This window comes from Mycolicibacterium mageritense, assembly GCF_010727475.1.
Lineage (GTDB): Bacteria > Actinomycetota > Actinomycetes > Mycobacteriales > Mycobacteriaceae > Mycobacterium > Mycobacterium mageritense.
On sequence record NZ_AP022567.1, the window covers coordinates 5,136,376 to 5,153,641 of the forward strand.

General features: G+C 60.8%; 18 protein-coding genes and 1 other RNA gene. 17 read left to right on the forward strand and 2 right to left on the reverse strand.

Annotated elements, in window-relative coordinates:
• The first annotated feature begins 18 nt into the window (after positions 1 to 18).
• Positions 19 to 366: a hypothetical protein gene (locus G6N67_RS24775; RefSeq protein ID WP_036428116.1), complete on the forward strand. Its 348-nt coding sequence runs from the start codon at positions 19 to 21 to the stop codon at positions 364 to 366.
• A gap of 4 nt (positions 367 to 370) precedes the next feature.
• Here the strand turns inward: G6N67_RS24775 and G6N67_RS24780 are convergent, their stop codons facing one another.
• Positions 371 to 1,729 carry an FAD-dependent oxidoreductase gene (locus G6N67_RS24780; RefSeq protein WP_036428115.1) on the reverse strand — a complete coding sequence of 453 codons (1,359 nt, stop codon included), beginning with the start codon at positions 1,727 to 1,729 and terminating at the stop codon, positions 371 to 373.
• 163 nt (positions 1,730 to 1,892) lie between these two features.
• Here G6N67_RS24780 and prfB point away from each other — a divergent pair, with 163 nt between their 5' ends.
• The 7 genes from prfB (at position 1,893) to ssrA (ending at position 7,199) form a co-directional block, all read left to right on the forward strand.
• Entirely contained in the window at positions 1,893 to 2,999 is a 1,107-nt protein-coding gene (gene prfB / locus G6N67_RS24785; protein WP_036428113.1) for a peptide chain release factor 2, read from the forward strand.
• A complete protein-coding gene (locus G6N67_RS24790) occupies positions 2,989 to 3,996 on the forward strand; it encodes a mechanosensitive ion channel family protein (protein WP_036428111.1) in 1,008 nt (335 codons plus the stop codon). Before prfB ends, G6N67_RS24790 begins: the two co-directional genes overlap by 11 nt.
• Positions 3,993 to 4,511: an Rv3103c family proline-rich protein gene (locus G6N67_RS24795; protein ID WP_036428110.1), complete on the forward strand. Its 519-nt coding sequence runs from the start codon at positions 3,993 to 3,995 to the stop codon at positions 4,509 to 4,511. The genes G6N67_RS24790 and G6N67_RS24795 overlap by 4 nt, the downstream gene beginning before the upstream one ends.
• A gap of 45 nt (positions 4,512 to 4,556) precedes the next feature.
• On the forward strand, positions 4,557 to 5,246 hold the full coding sequence (gene ftsE / locus G6N67_RS24800; RefSeq protein ID WP_036428108.1) for a cell division ATP-binding protein FtsE: 690 nt from the start codon (positions 4,557 to 4,559) through the stop codon (positions 5,244 to 5,246).
• Complete coding sequence (gene ftsX / locus G6N67_RS24805; RefSeq protein WP_036428106.1) at positions 5,247 to 6,143, forward strand: permease-like cell division protein FtsX; 897 nt, start codon at positions 5,247 to 5,249, stop codon at positions 6,141 to 6,143.
• Between the two features lie 7 nt (positions 6,144 to 6,150).
• Entirely contained in the window at positions 6,151 to 6,639 is a 489-nt protein-coding gene (smpB, locus tag G6N67_RS24810) for an SsrA-binding protein SmpB (protein WP_036428105.1), read from the forward strand.
• Positions 6,640 to 6,830: 191 nt separating this feature from the next.
• Positions 6,831 to 7,199: a transfer-messenger RNA gene (ssrA, locus tag G6N67_RS24815) on the forward strand.
• Positions 7,200 to 7,212: 13 nt separating this feature from the next.
• Here ssrA and G6N67_RS24820 read toward each other — a convergent pair.
• Positions 7,213 to 8,373 carry a site-specific integrase gene (locus G6N67_RS24820; RefSeq protein ID WP_322790843.1) on the reverse strand — a complete coding sequence of 387 codons (1,161 nt, stop codon included), beginning with the start codon at positions 8,371 to 8,373 and terminating at the stop codon, positions 7,213 to 7,215.
• 200 nt (positions 8,374 to 8,573) lie between these two features.
• On the opposite strand from G6N67_RS24820, the gene G6N67_RS24825 reads away from it, so the two are divergent.
• From G6N67_RS24825 to G6N67_RS24865, 9 genes are all read left to right on the forward strand, one after another.
• The gene (locus tag G6N67_RS24825; RefSeq protein ID WP_081812382.1) at positions 8,574 to 8,765 is read left to right on the forward strand and encodes a helix-turn-helix domain-containing protein; all 192 of its coding nucleotides are present in this window, start codon (positions 8,574 to 8,576) and stop codon (positions 8,763 to 8,765) included.
• A 2-nt stretch (positions 8,766 to 8,767) separates the two neighbouring features.
• The gene (locus G6N67_RS24830) at positions 8,768 to 10,858 is read left to right on the forward strand and encodes a bifunctional DNA primase/polymerase (protein ID WP_036428103.1); all 2,091 of its coding nucleotides are present in this window, start codon (positions 8,768 to 8,770) and stop codon (positions 10,856 to 10,858) included.
• A 421-nt stretch (positions 10,859 to 11,279) separates the two neighbouring features.
• Positions 11,280 to 11,693 (forward strand): hypothetical protein, encoded by a 414-nt coding sequence (locus G6N67_RS24835; RefSeq protein WP_131524540.1) that lies wholly within the window; start codon positions 11,280 to 11,282, stop codon positions 11,691 to 11,693.
• Complete coding sequence (locus tag G6N67_RS24840) at positions 11,693 to 12,118, forward strand: hypothetical protein (RefSeq protein WP_131524538.1); 426 nt, start codon at positions 11,693 to 11,695, stop codon at positions 12,116 to 12,118. The genes G6N67_RS24835 and G6N67_RS24840 overlap by 1 nt, the downstream gene beginning before the upstream one ends.
• Positions 12,115 to 12,255, forward strand: coding sequence for a YlcI/YnfO family protein (locus tag G6N67_RS24845; protein WP_110798311.1), 141 nt, complete (start codon positions 12,115 to 12,117; stop codon positions 12,253 to 12,255). Before G6N67_RS24840 ends, G6N67_RS24845 begins: the two co-directional genes overlap by 4 nt.
• 437 nt (positions 12,256 to 12,692) lie before the next feature.
• Positions 12,693 to 14,147 (forward strand): terminase large subunit domain-containing protein, encoded by a 1,455-nt coding sequence (locus tag G6N67_RS24850; protein WP_036428097.1) that lies wholly within the window; start codon positions 12,693 to 12,695, stop codon positions 14,145 to 14,147.
• Positions 14,148 to 14,159: 12 nt separating this feature from the next.
• Complete coding sequence (locus G6N67_RS24855; RefSeq protein WP_235684059.1) at positions 14,160 to 15,569, forward strand: phage portal protein; 1,410 nt, start codon at positions 14,160 to 14,162, stop codon at positions 15,567 to 15,569.
• Complete coding sequence (locus tag G6N67_RS24860; RefSeq protein ID WP_110798310.1) at positions 15,553 to 16,053, forward strand: hypothetical protein; 501 nt, start codon at positions 15,553 to 15,555, stop codon at positions 16,051 to 16,053. The genes G6N67_RS24855 and G6N67_RS24860 overlap by 17 nt, the downstream gene beginning before the upstream one ends.
• 343 nt (positions 16,054 to 16,396) lie before the next feature.
• Positions 16,397 to 17,266, forward strand: coding sequence for a phage major capsid protein (locus G6N67_RS24865; protein ID WP_036428095.1), 870 nt, complete (start codon positions 16,397 to 16,399; stop codon positions 17,264 to 17,266).

A 17,266-nucleotide genomic window follows, 5' to 3' on the forward strand; every position in this document is an offset into this window, starting at 1 on the left:
CAGTCCTACCATGGCCTGGTGGTGGAATTCGGAATACTGCTCCTGCTCGTGGGGGCGCTCGCGCTCGTCGCGGCACCGTGGATCATGCGGCGCCGCGGGATCCGTGGCGAGTTGGCCCACGGCACCCTGCTGGTCACCGGGGTCAGCCCACGGCCCGACGCCGAGGGGGAGCAGTTCGTCACCATCAGCGGCGTGATCAACGGGCCGACCGTCAACGAGCACGTCGTCTACCAGCGCATGGTCGTCGACGTGAACGAGTGGCCGTCGATGGGTGCGCTCATCCCGGTGGTGTACTCGCCTGCTAACCCCGACAAGTGGGCATTCGCTCCACCGGAGCCCCCGCCCGTGGACTATCCGGGCGCGTGACCCCTCAGCCGTGGGCGATGCGTAACAGCTCGGCCACGCTGGGGAGCTTGACCCGCGGCCTGCCGGACGGTTCGCCGGCCGCCCGTTCGTGCGCATCGATGGCCCGCCAGTGGTCACCCGTGACCAGCTTGGGCTGACGCTCGGCGAGCCAGCCCGCCAGCTTCGCGGCGTGGTCGTCGCCGAAGTCGCCCAGCTCGGCGTCGCGCAGATCTTCGAGCACGGTGTTCACCGTTTCCGCCGAATCCTTCTTGTTGCTGCCGATGACGCCCGACGGCCCGCGCTTGATCCAACCGACGACGTACTCGTTGCGGCTGCCGTCGATCCGGCCGTTGGTGTGGGGGATGGTTGCCGAACGCTCGTCGAACGGTAGCCCGGGCGTCGGTACCCCGCGGTAGCCCACGGCCCGGACGACCAGCTCCGCGGACAGCTCTTCGCGCTCGCCGGTGTCCTTGGCGACCACCCGGCCGTCCGCACCGCGGACAAGCTCGTTGCGGCCCAACACGATCGAGGAGACACGGCCTTCGCCGCGCAGCTCGATCGGCGACGTGCGGAAACGGAATACGATGCGCCGCTTGGCTCCTCGCGGTTCGCGCTGCGCATAGCCGCGGAGCACCTTGATGTTCTGCTTGACGGTTTTGCCTGCGGCCTCGAGATCTTCGTCGGTGATGTCGGCGAAGTCCGCCGGATCCAGGATGACGTCGACGTCCTCAAGGCCTTCCATGTCACCGAGCTCGCGCAGCTCGACCGTGGTGAAAGTGGCCTGTAATGGCCCACGTCGGCCGATCACGAGCACTTCCTCGACCCCACGCGCGTCCAGCGACGCCAACGCGTGATCGGCGATGTCGGTGTGCGCCAGTGCCTTCTGATCGCTGACCAGAATGCGCGCCACGTCCAGCGCGACGTTGCCGTTGCCGACCACGACCGCGCGGCTGCCCGAAACGTTCGGCGTCATCTCGCCGAATCGAGGGTGGGCGTTGTACCAGCCCACGAAGTCGACGGCCGCGACGCTGCCGGGCAGATCCTCGCCGGGGATGTTCAACGAACGGTCCGACTGGGCGCCCACGGCGTAGATCACCGCGTCGTAGCGCTCTGCCAACTCGGCCGGTTGAACGTGTTCTCCGACCGCGATGTTGCCGAAGAAGCGGAATCGGGGATCCTCGGCGATGTTCTCGAACTGGGTGCTGATCGACTTGATCTTCGGATGGTCGGGCGCCACGCCCGAGCGCACCAGACCCCACGGGGTCGGCAGCATCTCGATCATGTCGACGCGGACATCGCGTTGTTCGGCGGATTTCAGGAGTGACGCGGCAGCAAAGAATCCCGACGGACCCGAGCCGACGATCGCCACGTGATATGGGCGCATGCACAAGCCTTCTATAAGCCAGCAATTGGCCACCCCCACCGCGCGCAAGGGGCTGTCGCGACGCGGCAAGGCTGGTACCACCCGACTCTAAACGCGGATCCGCGGTACTGCCGCCGGTCAGGAAGAACTGGCACCGATTGCCGTACCGGTACCCTGAACATTCGTGGATCCAGACCGTCTAGCCGATATCGCCGCACTCGATGCCACCTTGACGACTGTGGAGCGGGTGCTCGACGTGGAAGGGCTGCGTGCGCGGATCGAGAAACTCGAACACGAGGCATCCGATCCGAACCTGTGGGATGACCAGAGCCGCGCCCAGAAAGTCACCAGCGAGCTGTCGCACGCGCAGGGTGAGTTGCGCCGCGTGGAGGCGCTGCGGGGCCGGCTCGATGACCTCCCGGTGCTCTACGAACTGGCGGCCGAAGAGGGCGGTGCCGAGGAGGTCGCCGAGGCCGACGCCGAACGCGCCAAGCTGCGCGAAGACATCGAGGCGATGGAAGTGCGGACCCTGCTGTCGGGGGAGTACGACGAGCGCGAGGCCGTGGTGACCATCCGGTCCGGCGCCGGTGGCGTCGACGCGGCCGACTGGGCCGAGATGCTGATGCGCATGTATGTGCGCTGGGCCGAGCAGCACAACTACCCGGTCGAGGTGTTCGACACGTCCTACGCCGAAGAGGCCGGCCTCAAGAGCGCGACGTTCGCGGTGCACGCGCCGTACGCATACGGCACGCTGTCCGTCGAACAGGGCACCCACCGGCTGGTGCGGATCAGCCCGTTCGACAACCAGGGCCGCCGCCAGACGTCGTTCGCCGACGTCGAGGTGCTGCCGGTGGTGGACACGACTGACCACATCGACATCCCTGAGGGCGACGTGCGCGTCGACGTCTACCGCTCGTCGGGTCCCGGCGGGCAGTCGGTGAACACCACCGACTCCGCGGTTCGACTTACTCACATCCCCACCGGTATCGTGGTGACCTGCCAGAACGAGAAGTCGCAGTTGCAGAACAAGGTTTCGGCCATGCGGGTTCTCCAGGCAAAGCTGTTGGAACGTAAGCGTTTAGAGGAACGCGCAGAGCTGGACGCGTTGAAGGGCGACGGCGGGAGCTCGTGGGGCAACCAAATGCGTTCCTACGTTCTGCACCCGTACCAGATGGTGAAGGATCTCCGCACCGAATACGAGGTCGGTAATCCCGCAGCGGTTCTCGACGGAGACATCGACGGATTCCTGGAGGCAGGAATCAGATGGCGCAACAGAAAAGATGACGATTAGTACGTTGGCCTCGGATTGGGCCGCCACCGCGCTCGCTTTTCCGGCCGCGCAGCGCTGGCACGATTTCTGGCACGGCGAGATCGGCGTCTGGATATTGAGCAAGGGCCTCCGGATCGCTCTGCTGTTGATCGGGGGGCTGCTGGCCGCGCGCTTCATCAGCTGGGCCGCGCAGCGGGTCGTCAAGCGGATCGACGCGGAGTACGAGGAAAGCGACCAGCTGGTGCGCTCCGAGAGCGCCAAGCACCGCCAGGCGGTCGCGTCGGTGATCTCGTGGGTTTCGGTGGCGCTGTTGTTCGTCGTCGTGGCCGTCGAGGTCAGTGACGTGTTGGCGGTGCCCATCGTGTCCCTGGCCGCGCCCGCGACCGTGATCGGTGCCGCGCTGGGTTTCGGCGCCCAACGCATCGTCCAGGATCTGCTCGCGGGGTTCTTCATCATCACCGAGAAGCAGTACGGGTTCGGTGACCTGGTCCGGCTGACGATCGGGGCGAGCAACGAAGCCGAAGGCACCGTCGAGGACGTCACGCTGCGGATCACCAAGCTGCGGTCGTCCGAAGGCGAGATGTACACCGTGCCCAACGGGCAGATCGTCAAGGCGCTGAACCTGTCCAAGGACTGGGCCCGCTCCGTCGTCGACATACCGGTACCGGTCAGTGTCGACCTGAACGTGGTCAACGATGTGCTGCACGAAGTTGCCGAGAAGGCCGCCGAGGACGGCGAACTGTCCAAGCTGCTGCTCGACAAACCACAGCTCATGGGCGTCGAGAGCATCGGACTGGAAACGGTGAATCTGCGCATGGTCGCGCGGACCCTGCCGGGCAAGCAGTTCGAGGTCGGACGGCGGCTGCGGGTGCGGGTGATCCGTGCCCTGCGTCGCGCCGGCGTCGTCACCCCGTCCGACGCCGCGGCACCGACGGTGGAAGCGCTCGCGCATCCGGCACAGGTGCCACCGCCCGACACGGCGGCGCAGGGGCAGTCGAGCCGGGAGAGCGGCAAGTGAAGCTCGACGTCAACGCGGTCAAGGACGCCGTCGTCAAGCGCTGGCCCACGCGTCTCGGCAGGCTCCGCACGTCGACCGTGGTGCTGGTCATCGCGTTCGTGGCCCTGTCGTGGGTGCAGCAGGAGTACGCGCCGAGAACCGTGAGTACCGAGACTCCGGCCCCGCAGGTCGTGCCGCCGGGATTCGTGCCCGACCCGGATTACACCTGGGTGCCGCGCACGCGGGTGCCGACACCGGTGACCACCACGACCACACCGACGACCACGTCGCCCACCGAGACGCCCACGACGACCGAAGAGGAGACCACGAGCCCCACCAGTCCGACCAGCACGGACGACACGCCTACGTCCACGACGCCGACGGCGCCCGCACCGAGAACGACGGTGGTCGACCCGGACGGTCCCGGCTTGTTGCCTCCCATAACGCTGCCGTTGCTTCCCGGGCAGACGCCCGCCACGCCTGCTCCGCAGGTTCAACCCGGCCAGGAGTCGGTGGCGCCCACGCTGCCGAGGTAGCGTGACCCGGCCCATGCGTTCTCCCCGCTACACTGGCGTGCCGTGATGATCACCCTCGACCACGTGACGAAGCAGTACAAGTCTTCGGCACGTCCAGCACTCGATGATGTCTCGCTGAAGATCGACAAGGGTGAGTTCGTCTTTCTGATCGGGCCTTCCGGGTCCGGCAAGTCGACGTTCATGCGGCTGCTGCTGGCCGCCGAGACTCCCACCGCAGGCGACATCCGGGTCTCCAAGTTCCATGTGAACAAGCTGCGCGACCGGCACATCCCGAGCCTGCGTCAGGTCATCGGATGCGTGTTCCAGGATTTCCGGCTGCTGCAGCAGAAGACGGTGTTCGAGAACGTGGCCTTCGCGCTGGAGGTGATCGGCAAGCGCAGCGAGGTGATCAACCGGGTCGTGCCCGACGTGTTGGAGATGGTCGGGTTGTCCGGCAAGGCCAACCGGCTGCCCAGTGAGCTCTCCGGTGGCGAGCAGCAGCGCGTCGCGATCGCCCGCGCGTTCGTCAACCGCCCGCTGGTGCTGATCGCCGACGAACCGACCGGCAACCTCGACCCGGAAACCAGCAAGGACATCATGGATCTGCTCGAGCGCATCAACCGCACGGGCACGACGGTGGTGATGGCCACCCACGACCACCACATCGTCGACTCGATGCGCCAGCGCGTCATCGAACTCGAACTCGGCCGGCTGATTCGCGATGAGCAGCGTGGCGTCTACGGAATGGATCGCTAAGTGCGTTTTGGCTTCCTCATCAATGAGGTTCTGACCGGTCTTCGTCGCAACGTCACCATGACGGTTGCGATGATCCTCACCACGGCCATCTCCATCGGCCTGTTCGGTGGTGGTCTGCTGGTGGTCCGGCTGGCCGATCAGTCGCGCGACATCTACCTCGACCGGGTCGAGACGCAGGTGTTCCTGACCGACGACATCTCGGCCAACGACATGACCTGCGACTCCGATCCGTGCAAGTCGTTGCGGCAGAAGATCGAGGACAACACCGACGACGTGAAATCGGTGCGCTTCCTCAACCGGGACCAGGCGTACGAGGACGCGATCCGGAAGTTCCCGCAGTACAAGGACGTCGCGGGCAAGGACGCGTTCCCGGCCTCGTTCATCGTCAAGCTCAACGATCCCGAACAACACGACGCGTTCGACAAGTCGATGATCGGCCAGCCCGGCGTGCGCAACGTGCAGAACCAGAAGGATCTGGTCGACCGGTTGTTCGCGGTGCTCGACGGGCTGAGCAGCGCGGCGTTCGCGGTGGCGTTGGTCCAGGCGATCGGCGCGGTGCTGTTGATCGCCAACATGGTTCAGGTCGCTGCCTACACGCGGCGCACCGAGATCGGCATCATGCGACTGGTCGGAGCGTCGCGGTGGTACACACAGCTGCCATTCCTGGTCGAGGCGATGCTCGCGGCGCTCATCGGTGTGGTGATCGCGATCCTGGGGCTCATCGTGGTGCGGGCCGCGTTCCTGGAGAAGGCGCTCGACCAGTTCTACCAAGCTAATTTGATTGCCAGAATCGACTACGCCGATATCCTCTATATCTCGCCGATCCTGCTGTTCGTGGGTGTGGCGATGGCCGGTGTCACGGCGTACGTGACGCTGCGGCTGTACGTACGTAGATAGGTGCGAGGTGGCGACCAAGAAGTCGAGTCCCGCGGGCAACAAGCAGATTGTGGCGAGCAATCGCAAGGCCCGCCACAACTACGCGATCCTCGACACCTACGAGGCGGGCATCGCCCTGATGGGCACCGAGGTCAAGAGCCTGCGGGAAGGGCAGGCGTCTCTGGTCGACGCCTTCGCCACGGTCGACGACGGTGAGATCTGGCTGCGCAACGTGCACATCGCCGAGTATCACCACGGCACCTGGACCAACCACGCGCCGCGGCGCAACCGCAAGCTGCTGCTGCACCGCCGGCAGATCGACAACCTGATCGGCAAGATCCGCGACGGCAACCTCACTCTGGTGCCGCTGTCGATGTACTTCTCCGACGGCAAGGTCAAGGTGGAACTGGCCCTGGCCCGCGGTAAACAGGCCCACGACAAACGGCAGGACATGGCCAAGCGGGACGCGCAGCGCGAGGTGGTCCGCGAGCTCGGGCGCCGCGCCAAGGGGATGTGACCCACGCACCGCGAGCTCTCCTCGCACCGCGAACGTGCGGGTCTGTCGGCCGACACGCCGCATTTCGCCAGCAGCTCGCGCACGCTCGGCCACCTCGAACGACACGAGAATGCCGCGGAATAATCGCTTGGCGTTCGCCGTTGGTGTTCGCGTACCATTGATTGTCCTGCCGAAAGTCGGCAGGGATGCGAGGGGCTGATCGGTTTCGACTTCGCGCATCGAATCAAGGGAAGCGTGCCGGTGCAGGCAAGAGACCACCGTAAGCGTCGTTGCAACCAATTAAGCGCCGATTCCAATCAGCGCGACTACGCACTCGCTGCCTAAGCGACTGCGTGTCTGTCAGACCGGGAGCGCCCTCGGCCCGGACCCTGGCATCAGCTAGAGGGAACCACCCACGGGTTCGGTCGCGGAACCCGTGGGGACATCAAACAGCGACTGGGATCGTCATCTCGGCTTGTTCGCGTGACTGAGAGATCCGAGTAGAGGCACAGCGAACTGCGCACGGAGAAGCCTCGAGGACATGCCGTAGGACCCGGGTTCAATTCCCGGCAGCTCCACCAGAGAAAAAGCAGGTCAGAGCGTATTTTCGCTCTGGCCTGCTTCTCTTTTGCCCACATTTTGCCCACAACCTGAAACGAGGTCGTCCATCCGGTCGGCAACGTCGTCCAGGTCGTCGGCGAACAGGTGGCCGTACTGGTCGAGCGTCATCGTGGCCGTCTTGTGCCCTAGCTGGCTCTGCACGGTCTTGACATTGGCACCGGATGCGATCATCAGCGATGCCGCCGTATGACGTAATTCGTGGACTGTGACGCGCGGAAAATTCGGGTCTGCGGCTTGGCATCGTTTCACCGCCGCGCCGAACCAATGCGTCGTTGTGGGCGGTCGCAACGGTTGGCCGTCTGCGCGGCTCCACAGAAGTTCGTCGGGAGATTTTGCGACCATCGCCGGTGCGAGAAGTTTGAGCACTGACGCCGAGACTGCGACCGAGCGAGCCGCGTGATTTTTCGTCGTACCCATGATCGTTTTTGCGTTCACCTTGGACGCTGAGCGCTCCACGCGGATGCGTCCGCGCCCGAGGTCAATATCGCGCATACGCAGCGCGGCCATTTCTCCCCATCGCAGACCCGTCGTCGCGAGCAACAGCACGATATCGGGATGCTTCGATTCGTCAGCGAGCATCGAAACTTGCGCAGCGGTCAGGAAATTCTTTGTTCCGTCCACCTTGCGCGGCATCTTCACACCGCGCGCCGGGTTGGCAACTAGACGCCGGTCGCTCACCGCGTCATCCAAGATTCCCGCGAGCACGGTATGCGCGTGCGCGACCGATGACGCCGACATAGGCAATTCCGCAACCCACGTTTGAATCTCCGTCTGTCGAATATCAGCGATGCGTCGTCTTCCCCATTTCGGTTCGACGTGGACGCGCCACACTGATTCCAGACGTGCCGCCCAACTTGCTTTGTGGTGAACCTGACGCGCCAACCACAGTGGCCCTAGCTCACCTACCGTAATTTGACCGAGCGACGGAGCGACATATTTACCGGTCAGCTTTTCAACCTCAACTGTGTTCGCAAAGTTGTTGGCGTCGCGCTTGGTTTTAAATCCACGCTTGTCGGTCTGGCGGTTATCTGGCGTGCGATAGCGCACACGATAGAGCGTTTCGCCCTTTGCATTCTGATATTTGCTGACGGTTGCCAATTTGATTCCCGATTCTCTTGCGGTGCGCTGTAACATTTGTTCCGGCTAGCCCGCTGACCTGCGGCTATGTCACCAGCGTAGCCGGTCAATCACCGATGCTCAAGGATGGCGTGTCGTTGCTTGACACGGCTTAAGTGTGCGGGCACGATGAACGCAATAGGGAAGCACTGGGGCGCGTTCGGCGGCGCTAGGCAACGTCACCCGAAATTCACGGATTCACAAATCGGGAGTGACGTATGTCTGAAATTCCAAAACTTCTCACGCCAAAAGAGCTAGCCGACATTCTCGGCGTAAGTCAAGAAACGCTCGCGCAGAATCGGTATCTCGGTCAAGGCGTGCCATACATCAAAGTTGGCAAGCGCGTTCGGTACCAACTCAACGACGTGATTGCGTACCTTGAGGCCAACCGCGTCAGCAACGACGCTTAACCGTGAGCGCGTTGCAAGTTCCCGAAATTTCGGGAGCATCGCTAGGAGACGCCGCGCTGGCCTACGCGCAAGCCGGATTTTTCGTTCTGCCGGTCGCACGCGGGAAGCATCCCGGCAGCATCGTCGGCAAGGGTTGGCCCGACAAGAGCACGACCGACGCCGACCAGATCGAACAGTGGTGGAGCGACAACCCCGATGCGGGAATCGCGATCCACACGGGCGCGTCTGGCCTGACCGTTTTCGACCTGGACGTTGACGCGATACCGGAAGAACTTGCGTGGTTGAGAACCGGAATCGTCCAGTTCTCGCGAGCCGAAAGCGTCGGTAGCGAGCGCGGCCACTACGGCTTTTTCACCGGAGACGAGATTTTTCGTTCCGGCAAGCTGCGACTTGCAGACGGTACACACGTCGGTGAGGTCAAATCGGGCAACTCGGTTGTCATCGCGTCACCGTCCGAGCACGTTCACGCTGACACGAAGAAGGGTGAATATCGTTGGCGCGCAGATGATCTAGGCACGCCAATCCCGAAACTGCCGAGCGAAGCACGCGGATATCTGCGCTTGCGCGCAATCAAGAAACCGGCTGACGGCCACGCAACCGCCATGGCGGGTTGGTGTGTTGAGGCGACAGACGACGCGGTGAGCGAAGCCGTAAAAGACTGGCAGAGCGAGTCGCGTCCGAAATCGCTTTTGAATCTCGTCAACTGGGTGAAAAGTGCTGACGCTGGCACACGTGATCGGACTCGCGATGCGCTGCGGATCGCAGCGTGTGAGTCCCGCGTGGGGTTCTATCCCCTTGCCGACGTGATCGAGGCAATGCACGCGGCCATGCTTGCGAGCTACACGCGGCGCGGAGAACCGGACAAGTTCGATGACGGCGAGTTTCTGCGCTTGATGAAGAACGGCGTTGGCTATGCGATGAATCGCGAACTAGACGAAATCTCAGACGAAGCAAACCGCGAGTACACCAAAGAGACGCAATCAGAACCGATCTTTCGCGAGTTCGGTCCTACGGATTGGGCGAAAGACGTTGAACCAACACGGTTTCTGGTCAAGCGCGTGTTGTCAACGGACACGTGGGGAGTCAACAGCGGGCCGAAGAAATCGCTGAAGACGCACGACAACCAAGCTATCGGCCTGGCCGTCGCGACCGGAATGAACCTTTACAACGATGCTCGTTTTCCGGTCGAGCGGCCCGGAAAAGTTCTCTACATCGTTGGCGAGGGAGGCGATAATCAGATTCGGCGCACGCTGCATCGGATGCTCGCGGCCTACGGGATCAATCGCGAAGACGTGGCGCGTGACCCTGATTTTCCGTTCGTCGTGGAGTTCGGCTCCGCACCTTTGGATTCCGCAAAGTTGCGCGACGAAATCAACCGATTGTTGGATAAACACCAACCAACGTTGGTGCTGACGGAGAGTTTTTACAACTTCCATCCGGCGGGCGTGACGGCATCGAACCTCTACGAACGCGGCCAAGTGATCGACGGCTATCACAAGTTGGTTCGCGCTGGCGGGTCAGAAGTGGTTTCGCTTCTTACCGATCATCACAAAAAGGGTGCTACCGGGACTGACCTAGATCAGATTTCCATGTCTGGTCAAGCCGAGAACGCGGATAGCTGGATCATTCGCGACCATCGCAAGACGCCAGACGTTCACACCGGAGACTTCTACCTAGAGACGAGTTTTAGTAGTCGCAACTGGGGAGGGAACACATTTCATATTGACTGGCATCTAGGTCCGTTCGATCACGACACGGGCGCGCACACGGGACATATCACCTGGAACGTGACTGAAAAGCCATCGGCAAGCGCACCGCTGAATAACGCGATGACCGCAAAACAGCGAAAAGAAATGGACGTTCTCAACGCAATCCGAAAAGTCCTGACCGATGCCCACGACAACGGCGTGCGCTCTATGAATCAAACCGACCTCGTAAGCAAGGTAAGGGCATTGGTTCCTGGTACTGGAAAAGATTACGTCGTTGACAAACTCGACGTTGGAGAGAAAGACGGCTATTTGATTGCAGAACAGGGACCGAAGAATGCGAAATTCTACATCCTCGCAACACATCCGATGTATGCCCATGATTAGCAAATCGCTTGAGCTTCCGACTTTGGTCGGAAACAGCCCTAGAACACGGAAACAGCCTCTGACCTGCGGATATGTGCCGATCTGGGCGCTGTTTCCGAGCGAGCTTCCGTGTTTCCGAGTTTCCGTTTCCGACCCCTCCCCTAAGAGGGGTCGGAAGCTGGGAAACGGAAACAGAAACGAAAACACGCAACGCGGAGAGATGCCATGGGAACGATAGTTAAGCGACTCAGAGAATGTGACAGATGCAAGAGAGAAATTTATAGCGGCAAAGACCCAAAAGCGGGAGGATTTGAGCTTAAACAAGTTGACCTGAGAGACGGTCGCAACGAGCTTAATTCGTACGATATTTGCTCTGACTGCGCGCCATCATTTTATCAGTTCATGCTAGACGGATTAACGATCTATTTTGAAAGGTATGCTAATGATTAGAACCAAGTTCGACGGATTGATTAAGAGCATGACGACTTCTGTTTTCGCGTCGTTGCCTACGGCGTGGCCGGAGTATCTGACCGGTTACGGTGGGCGTGGAACGTTGTTGGCGCGAGTCCATGAAAATAGCTATCGGCGGTTGTCAGACGGCACGATGGAGCAAGACGTGATCGAACGCGCTTTGGTCTACATGCCGGATGATGAAATCCAACCGGCACACTTGCGACGTTTGACGATACGATACAACAACACAGAACTTGATTACGACTACCTCAAGTTGTTTCCGGAAATGCAAGAGCACGCGGTTTCTCGCGTCGAGCAGTATCGGCGTTGCGTCGAGCAGATCAAGACGTTGCCGGTGATCGACTTCTGGGAGCTGGTCAAGACGTGGCCGGTGGTCGGCTGATGACCGGCCCTGCCTGCCGTGCCGAGCACTGCGCTGGCGTAGCCGACGACGGCACGGGGTTGTGTGCCGCGCACCGCAGATCGTTGACATTGAGCACCAAAATGCAAGATGCGGTGCGCGAGTTCCTACATGGAAACCTCAAGGCAGGCAACGTCATACGACCAACGACGGAGAATGCGCCGAAAGTCATCGAAGCGGGAGCGTTGTTTGCACAAGCGTTGGCACTGTTGATTTCAACTGCGTTCGATTCCGAAATCGTGAGTTACGACGGTGCGCCGATTGTCATCGGTGATCTGAGGCGCAACCAACCGCCCTGGCGCGTCAGCTTCGCGTGGAAAGCAACAATCAACCACACGACGTGGAATGACAACGACGAGTCCGATGACGACGAATTAGACGAACCGTTGGAAGCGCAGACGCCATGAACAATAAAGACAAGCTGATCAGTGTGCGGATGCCCGATGAAATACGTGATCAGATCAGGGCACAAGCGCAAGCCGAGGGCATGACGATGAGCGCATACGTGCGTGCTCTCATTGAAAAGAAAATTGACAAACGATGACGATGAGGCCGTGCATCGTCTGCGGTGAACCGGGCGAATCCACGCGTTGCGACGAGCACGCGTTGCCCCGTGGTGGGAAGCACCAACAGAGCCCATATGAACGCGGCTATGACAACGCGTGGCGCAAGTTGAGCGAGCGAGCGCGAAAGCTACAACCGTTCTGTTCTGACTGCGGCGCAACGACGGATTTGCAGTGCGATCACACACCACTTGCGTGGGAACGCAAAACCAGAGGCTTGCCGATTCGGCTACGCGACGTTGACGTGGTGTGCGGGCCGTGCAACCGCAAACGTGGCGCAGCACGCGGCGAGAAAACGCGCGAAACAGGGGTGGGGGCAAACCCCACTTAGGGGTGTTTACGAGCCGAGCCGGGGAGGCCAAGTTTTAGTCAGAATTCGTGAAAATCACGAAAAACGTTGTGTGGAAGGGTTTTCAAAATGAAGGGTGGCGCAAAAGGCACGATCAAGGCCGTGCCAATCGACTTTTCGGGGTGGCCGACAGACCGCGCAGCGCGACGAGAGGACTTCATCTCGGTTTTTCTGATCACTCCGCGCGGTCAGGGTGCAAAAGAGCCGTTCAACTTGCGCGATTTTCAGCGTGAGATCGTGCGTGGAGCGTTCGCACCGCGCATCCGTACCGCGCTGGTCAGTCTGCCGCGTGCGAACGGAAAAACGATGCTGGCCGCTGCGCTCGGTTTGGCCGAAATGTTCGTTGGGCCGCCAAGCGCCGAAGTGCTAGTGGTCGCGAGCGACCAGCGCCAAGCCAACATCACCATGAGATACGCAAAACGCATGGTCGAGCTGAACCCAATTTTGGCCGAACGCGTCCAGATTTACGCTGACCGGCTGTATCTGCCCGAAAACGACGCCACGCTGTTGCCGCTTCCGGCAGAACCGGGCGCGCTGCACGGACACGATCCGTCGCTGATGATCGTTGACGAACTTCACGTGGTCACCGAAGAGGTTTGGGAAGCGGTCACGTCGGTGGCCGGCAAAAGGCCCGAGAGTCTGACGTTGGCGATTTCCACGCCGGCCGATTCTGCGGATTCTGTGATGTGGCGCCTGGTCGAACATGGCCGCAGCGGCACGGACGCGTCTTTTTACTTTCGCGAGTACCTCGCGCCTGACGGTTGCGAGGTTGACGACCGTGACGTGTGGCGCATCGCTAACCCCGCACTCGCTGACGCCGAGCCGTTTTTGTCAGAAGACGGACTTGAGTCAGTTCTGAAAACCATCCGTGAGCCGGTTTTCCGTCAGTTGCGTTTGGGTCAGTGGGTCACGGGCGTGCAATCGTGGCTCCCGTGGGGAGCGTGGGCGCAGTGCGAGCGTCAGCGCAAAATCTCATCTAACGAGCGCGTTGTTTTGGCTTTTGACGGTTCGGCGTCGGGTGACTCAACGGCGCTGGTGGGCTGCACGATGGACGGCCACGTGTGGCTAGAAGGAATCTGGGAGAATCCCGGTGACGAGCGCTGGCGCGTGCCGCGTGAAAGTGTAGACGCCGCAGTCGATTTGGCGTTTCAGCGCTACGACGTGGTGGAACTGGCGTGCGACCCGTGGGGTTGGCGCAGCGAAATCGAAGCGTGGGCGAACCGTCACGGTGAGAAACGCGTGTTGGAGTGGAACACCGCCGCAGCGGTACGCATGGCACCGGCAACTGACCGGCTGTACCAGGCCGTGATGACGAAAACCGTCAGTCACGACGGTGACGAACAATTGGCCGCGCACATTGCGCATTGCGTCGCTAAGCGCACGCCAATGGGTGATTTGGTGAGTAAGGATAAACGCGGCTCTCCGCGCAAGATTGATGCCGCTGTGGCTGCTATTGTGGCTTATGATAGGGCCGCTTGGCATTCGACTAAGACGACCAAGAAGCGCACCGTAAGTTTCGCGTGACAAGGAAACATTGTGACTATTCCACTTGTGCCAATCGTGGCGTTTGATTATTTGCAAAAGCTGTTGCATAAATTAGACGAACCGCTAGCGCGTTATTCGCTTTTGGATACGTACTACACCGGAAATCAACCGTTGGCGTTCCTGAGTCCAGAATCACGAACCGCGCTCGGTAACCGTTTCGGTCGCATGGCGTCCAACATTCCGCGTCTTGCGGTCACGGCGCTGACCGAACGTTTGCAGATCACCGGTTTTTCAGACAAAGCGCTGTGGCCCGAGTGGCTGCGCAACGACATGGACCTACTGTCAAACGTCGCACATCGTGAGGCACTGCTTTTCGGTGATTCCTACGTCATGGTGTGGGCTGACGCGTTGGGACGACCAACCGTGACAGTTGAGAGCGCCAAGCAAGTTTCGTGTTTGTTCGATCCCGGTACGCGCGAAATCACGGCTGCTGTGAAGCGCTGGGAAACCGAAATCACGACTGAGGCGATTCTGTATCTACCGGATCGGATCGTGCGCTACAGGGCCAACCACACGGGCGCAACGCTCGGTTTTGAGGTGGTCTACGAAATCCCGAATCCGCTCGGCGTCGTCCCGGTGGTGAACTTGCGGAACTCAGACCGGATTTTGGACGACTACGGCGCGAGCGAGATTGACGATTTGATGCCGCTCGTTGACGGGCTGAACAAGTCTCTCGCCGACATGATGATAACGAGCGAGTTTGTTGGCCGTCCACGTCGTTGGGCTACCGGCATCGAGTTGGAAGAAAAACCGGTTGTAGATTCTGACGGAAACCCGGTTCTCGACAACGACGGCAATCCTGTTGTCGCAGCGGTCAACCCGATTCCTGAGGGCAACCGCGCGATGATCGCTGAGAACCCCGAAGCAAAATTTGGTCAGTTGGCCGCAGCGGATTTGGCCGGATACGAAGCGAGCGTGCGCGTGATGCTCGGTCAGATCATGGCGGTTTCAACTCTGCCAGCGCACTACGTTGGCGTTTTCACCGACAACCCCGCGAGCGCAGACGCGTTGCGCGCGTCTGAGGCATCGCTGACCGCGCGTGCAGAAGCGCGGCAAGAAATCTTCGGGCGCGCGTGGGAAAAAGTTGCGCGGCTGATGACTGCGGTTCTCGACGGGGTTGACCCTGACGCGGTTGACGACGTGGTGGTTTTTTGGTCTGAGGCCGGAACGCGAAGCATGGCGCAAGAGGCTGACGCAGCGGTCAAGCTTTTTGAGGTTGGACTGTTGCCGCGTGCGTTCACATTGCGAAAGCTCGGTTACTCAGACGAAGAAATTTTGCAAATCGAAGCTGAGATTAAGTATCAGAACTTGATCGAAGACGTGCCAGACGACGACGAACCCAACCAAGAAAACGAACCAGAATCGGAAACGGGAGATAGTGAAAATGTTCAGACGGGATGACGAAAACGAAAACCAAGCGCCCACACCAACCGCCCTGGCGGATGACGAGCAGACCACCGAACAAACCGACGTGGAATCCGACGCGACCGTGGACGCGGACACGGACGGATTGACCGAAGGTGACGACAACGCGGACGACGAAAATGACAACACTGCAACGTCTTTCAGTAGAACGTATGTCGAGAAGCTGCGTCGTGAAAACGCCGGATACCGGGAGCGTGCGAACCGTGCCGACGAGCTAGCGCAGCGTTTGCATACCGCGCTGGTCGCGGCTACCGGACGCATGGCCGATCCCACCGATTTGGCGTTCGACGCGGCGCACCTGGACGACGACGACGCACTGACGACGGCCATTGACGAGCTACTCGCCAAGAAACCGCATCTGGCCTCGCGGCGACCATTCGGCGACGTGGGACAGGGCCGACGCGGCGCGGCCTCAGAAGCACCGGTGAACTTAGCCGACATGCTGCGCGCACGGACGTAGCTCGACTAGCGTCGCGTGAATGGCGAAGCAAAAAGTACGCGGAAAAGGAAACTGCTCCGGATGCGGGAAGCCGATGTACGACGAGGTAGAGCAGATTCCGAACGGCATCAACCCGCCTAAAACCCGCAAGGACGGTCCGACGTGCGGCGGTGGCAGCGCGTGTGAGGCGGACCTCAAGCGTCGACAAAGTCCCGACTTCACAAAGGTCACGTAATTAGGTGAATTAAGCGCCATTTCTGATACAGTGGCATTACCGCGCCTGATGCGCTCGCGTTAAACGTCCCGGTGGCGTCAAACGATCTGAAATCAAAATTTCCGTTTGACTGTTAGGACGTTTTTCATCATGGCCGTTGGTACCAATAACGCGACCGAACTCACTCAAGAGCAAGTCGCGAAGATTCTCGTTAAGCCGCTTGAGGAAACTGCAAAGTTTCTCGCCGCTGGACCGCGCATTTTCGATACCGCATCGCCGCTGCGCATTCCCAAGCTCGGCGCACCAACCACGGTTTCGTGGGTTGGCGAAAACGAGCAGATTCCCGAAGCGAACCCCGATTTCGATGAGGTCGAGCTTCTGCCGTCCACGATGAAGTCTCTCAAGACGCTCACGCGGTACAGCAACGAACTCGCGCGTCAGTCGGTTGTCGCCCTTGATGCCGCGCTCAAGGATCGTTTGGTGACCGACGTTGCCGCAAAGCTTGACGCGCAACTGTTTTCGGCATCTGGCGACGGCACGGTTACCCCGCAGGGACTCTTTGCGTGGGCCGGAACGCAAACGCTCGCGGTCAACGCAGAACTTTCGTTGGACGATCTGCACGACGCCGAAGCGCTCGCGCTCGGTGAAAACGTCAATCCCGCTGGTCTGCGTTGGGTGATGACGAGTCGCGAGCTGATCGACCTTCGCAAGATCAAGGCGACCGATGGAAATTACATCGTGCAACCGGACGTGACTGCCGCTGGCGGTTACACGCTGCTTGGTCATCCCGTGATCGTGAGCAATCGCGTTCCCGACACCGGAGGCGCAACGCCAACCGGACGCGCTGCGCTGGTCGATTTTTCGCAAGTTGCGGTTGCCCGTGATCTTGCGCCCACGGTCAAGATTCTCGATCAGACTTTCGGGGATTTCGACCAACAGGCGATTCGCGTTGTGTGCCGTTACGACGCTAAGCCGCTGAACCCTGAGGCCGTCATCAAGTTGACCGGCATCACGATCTAA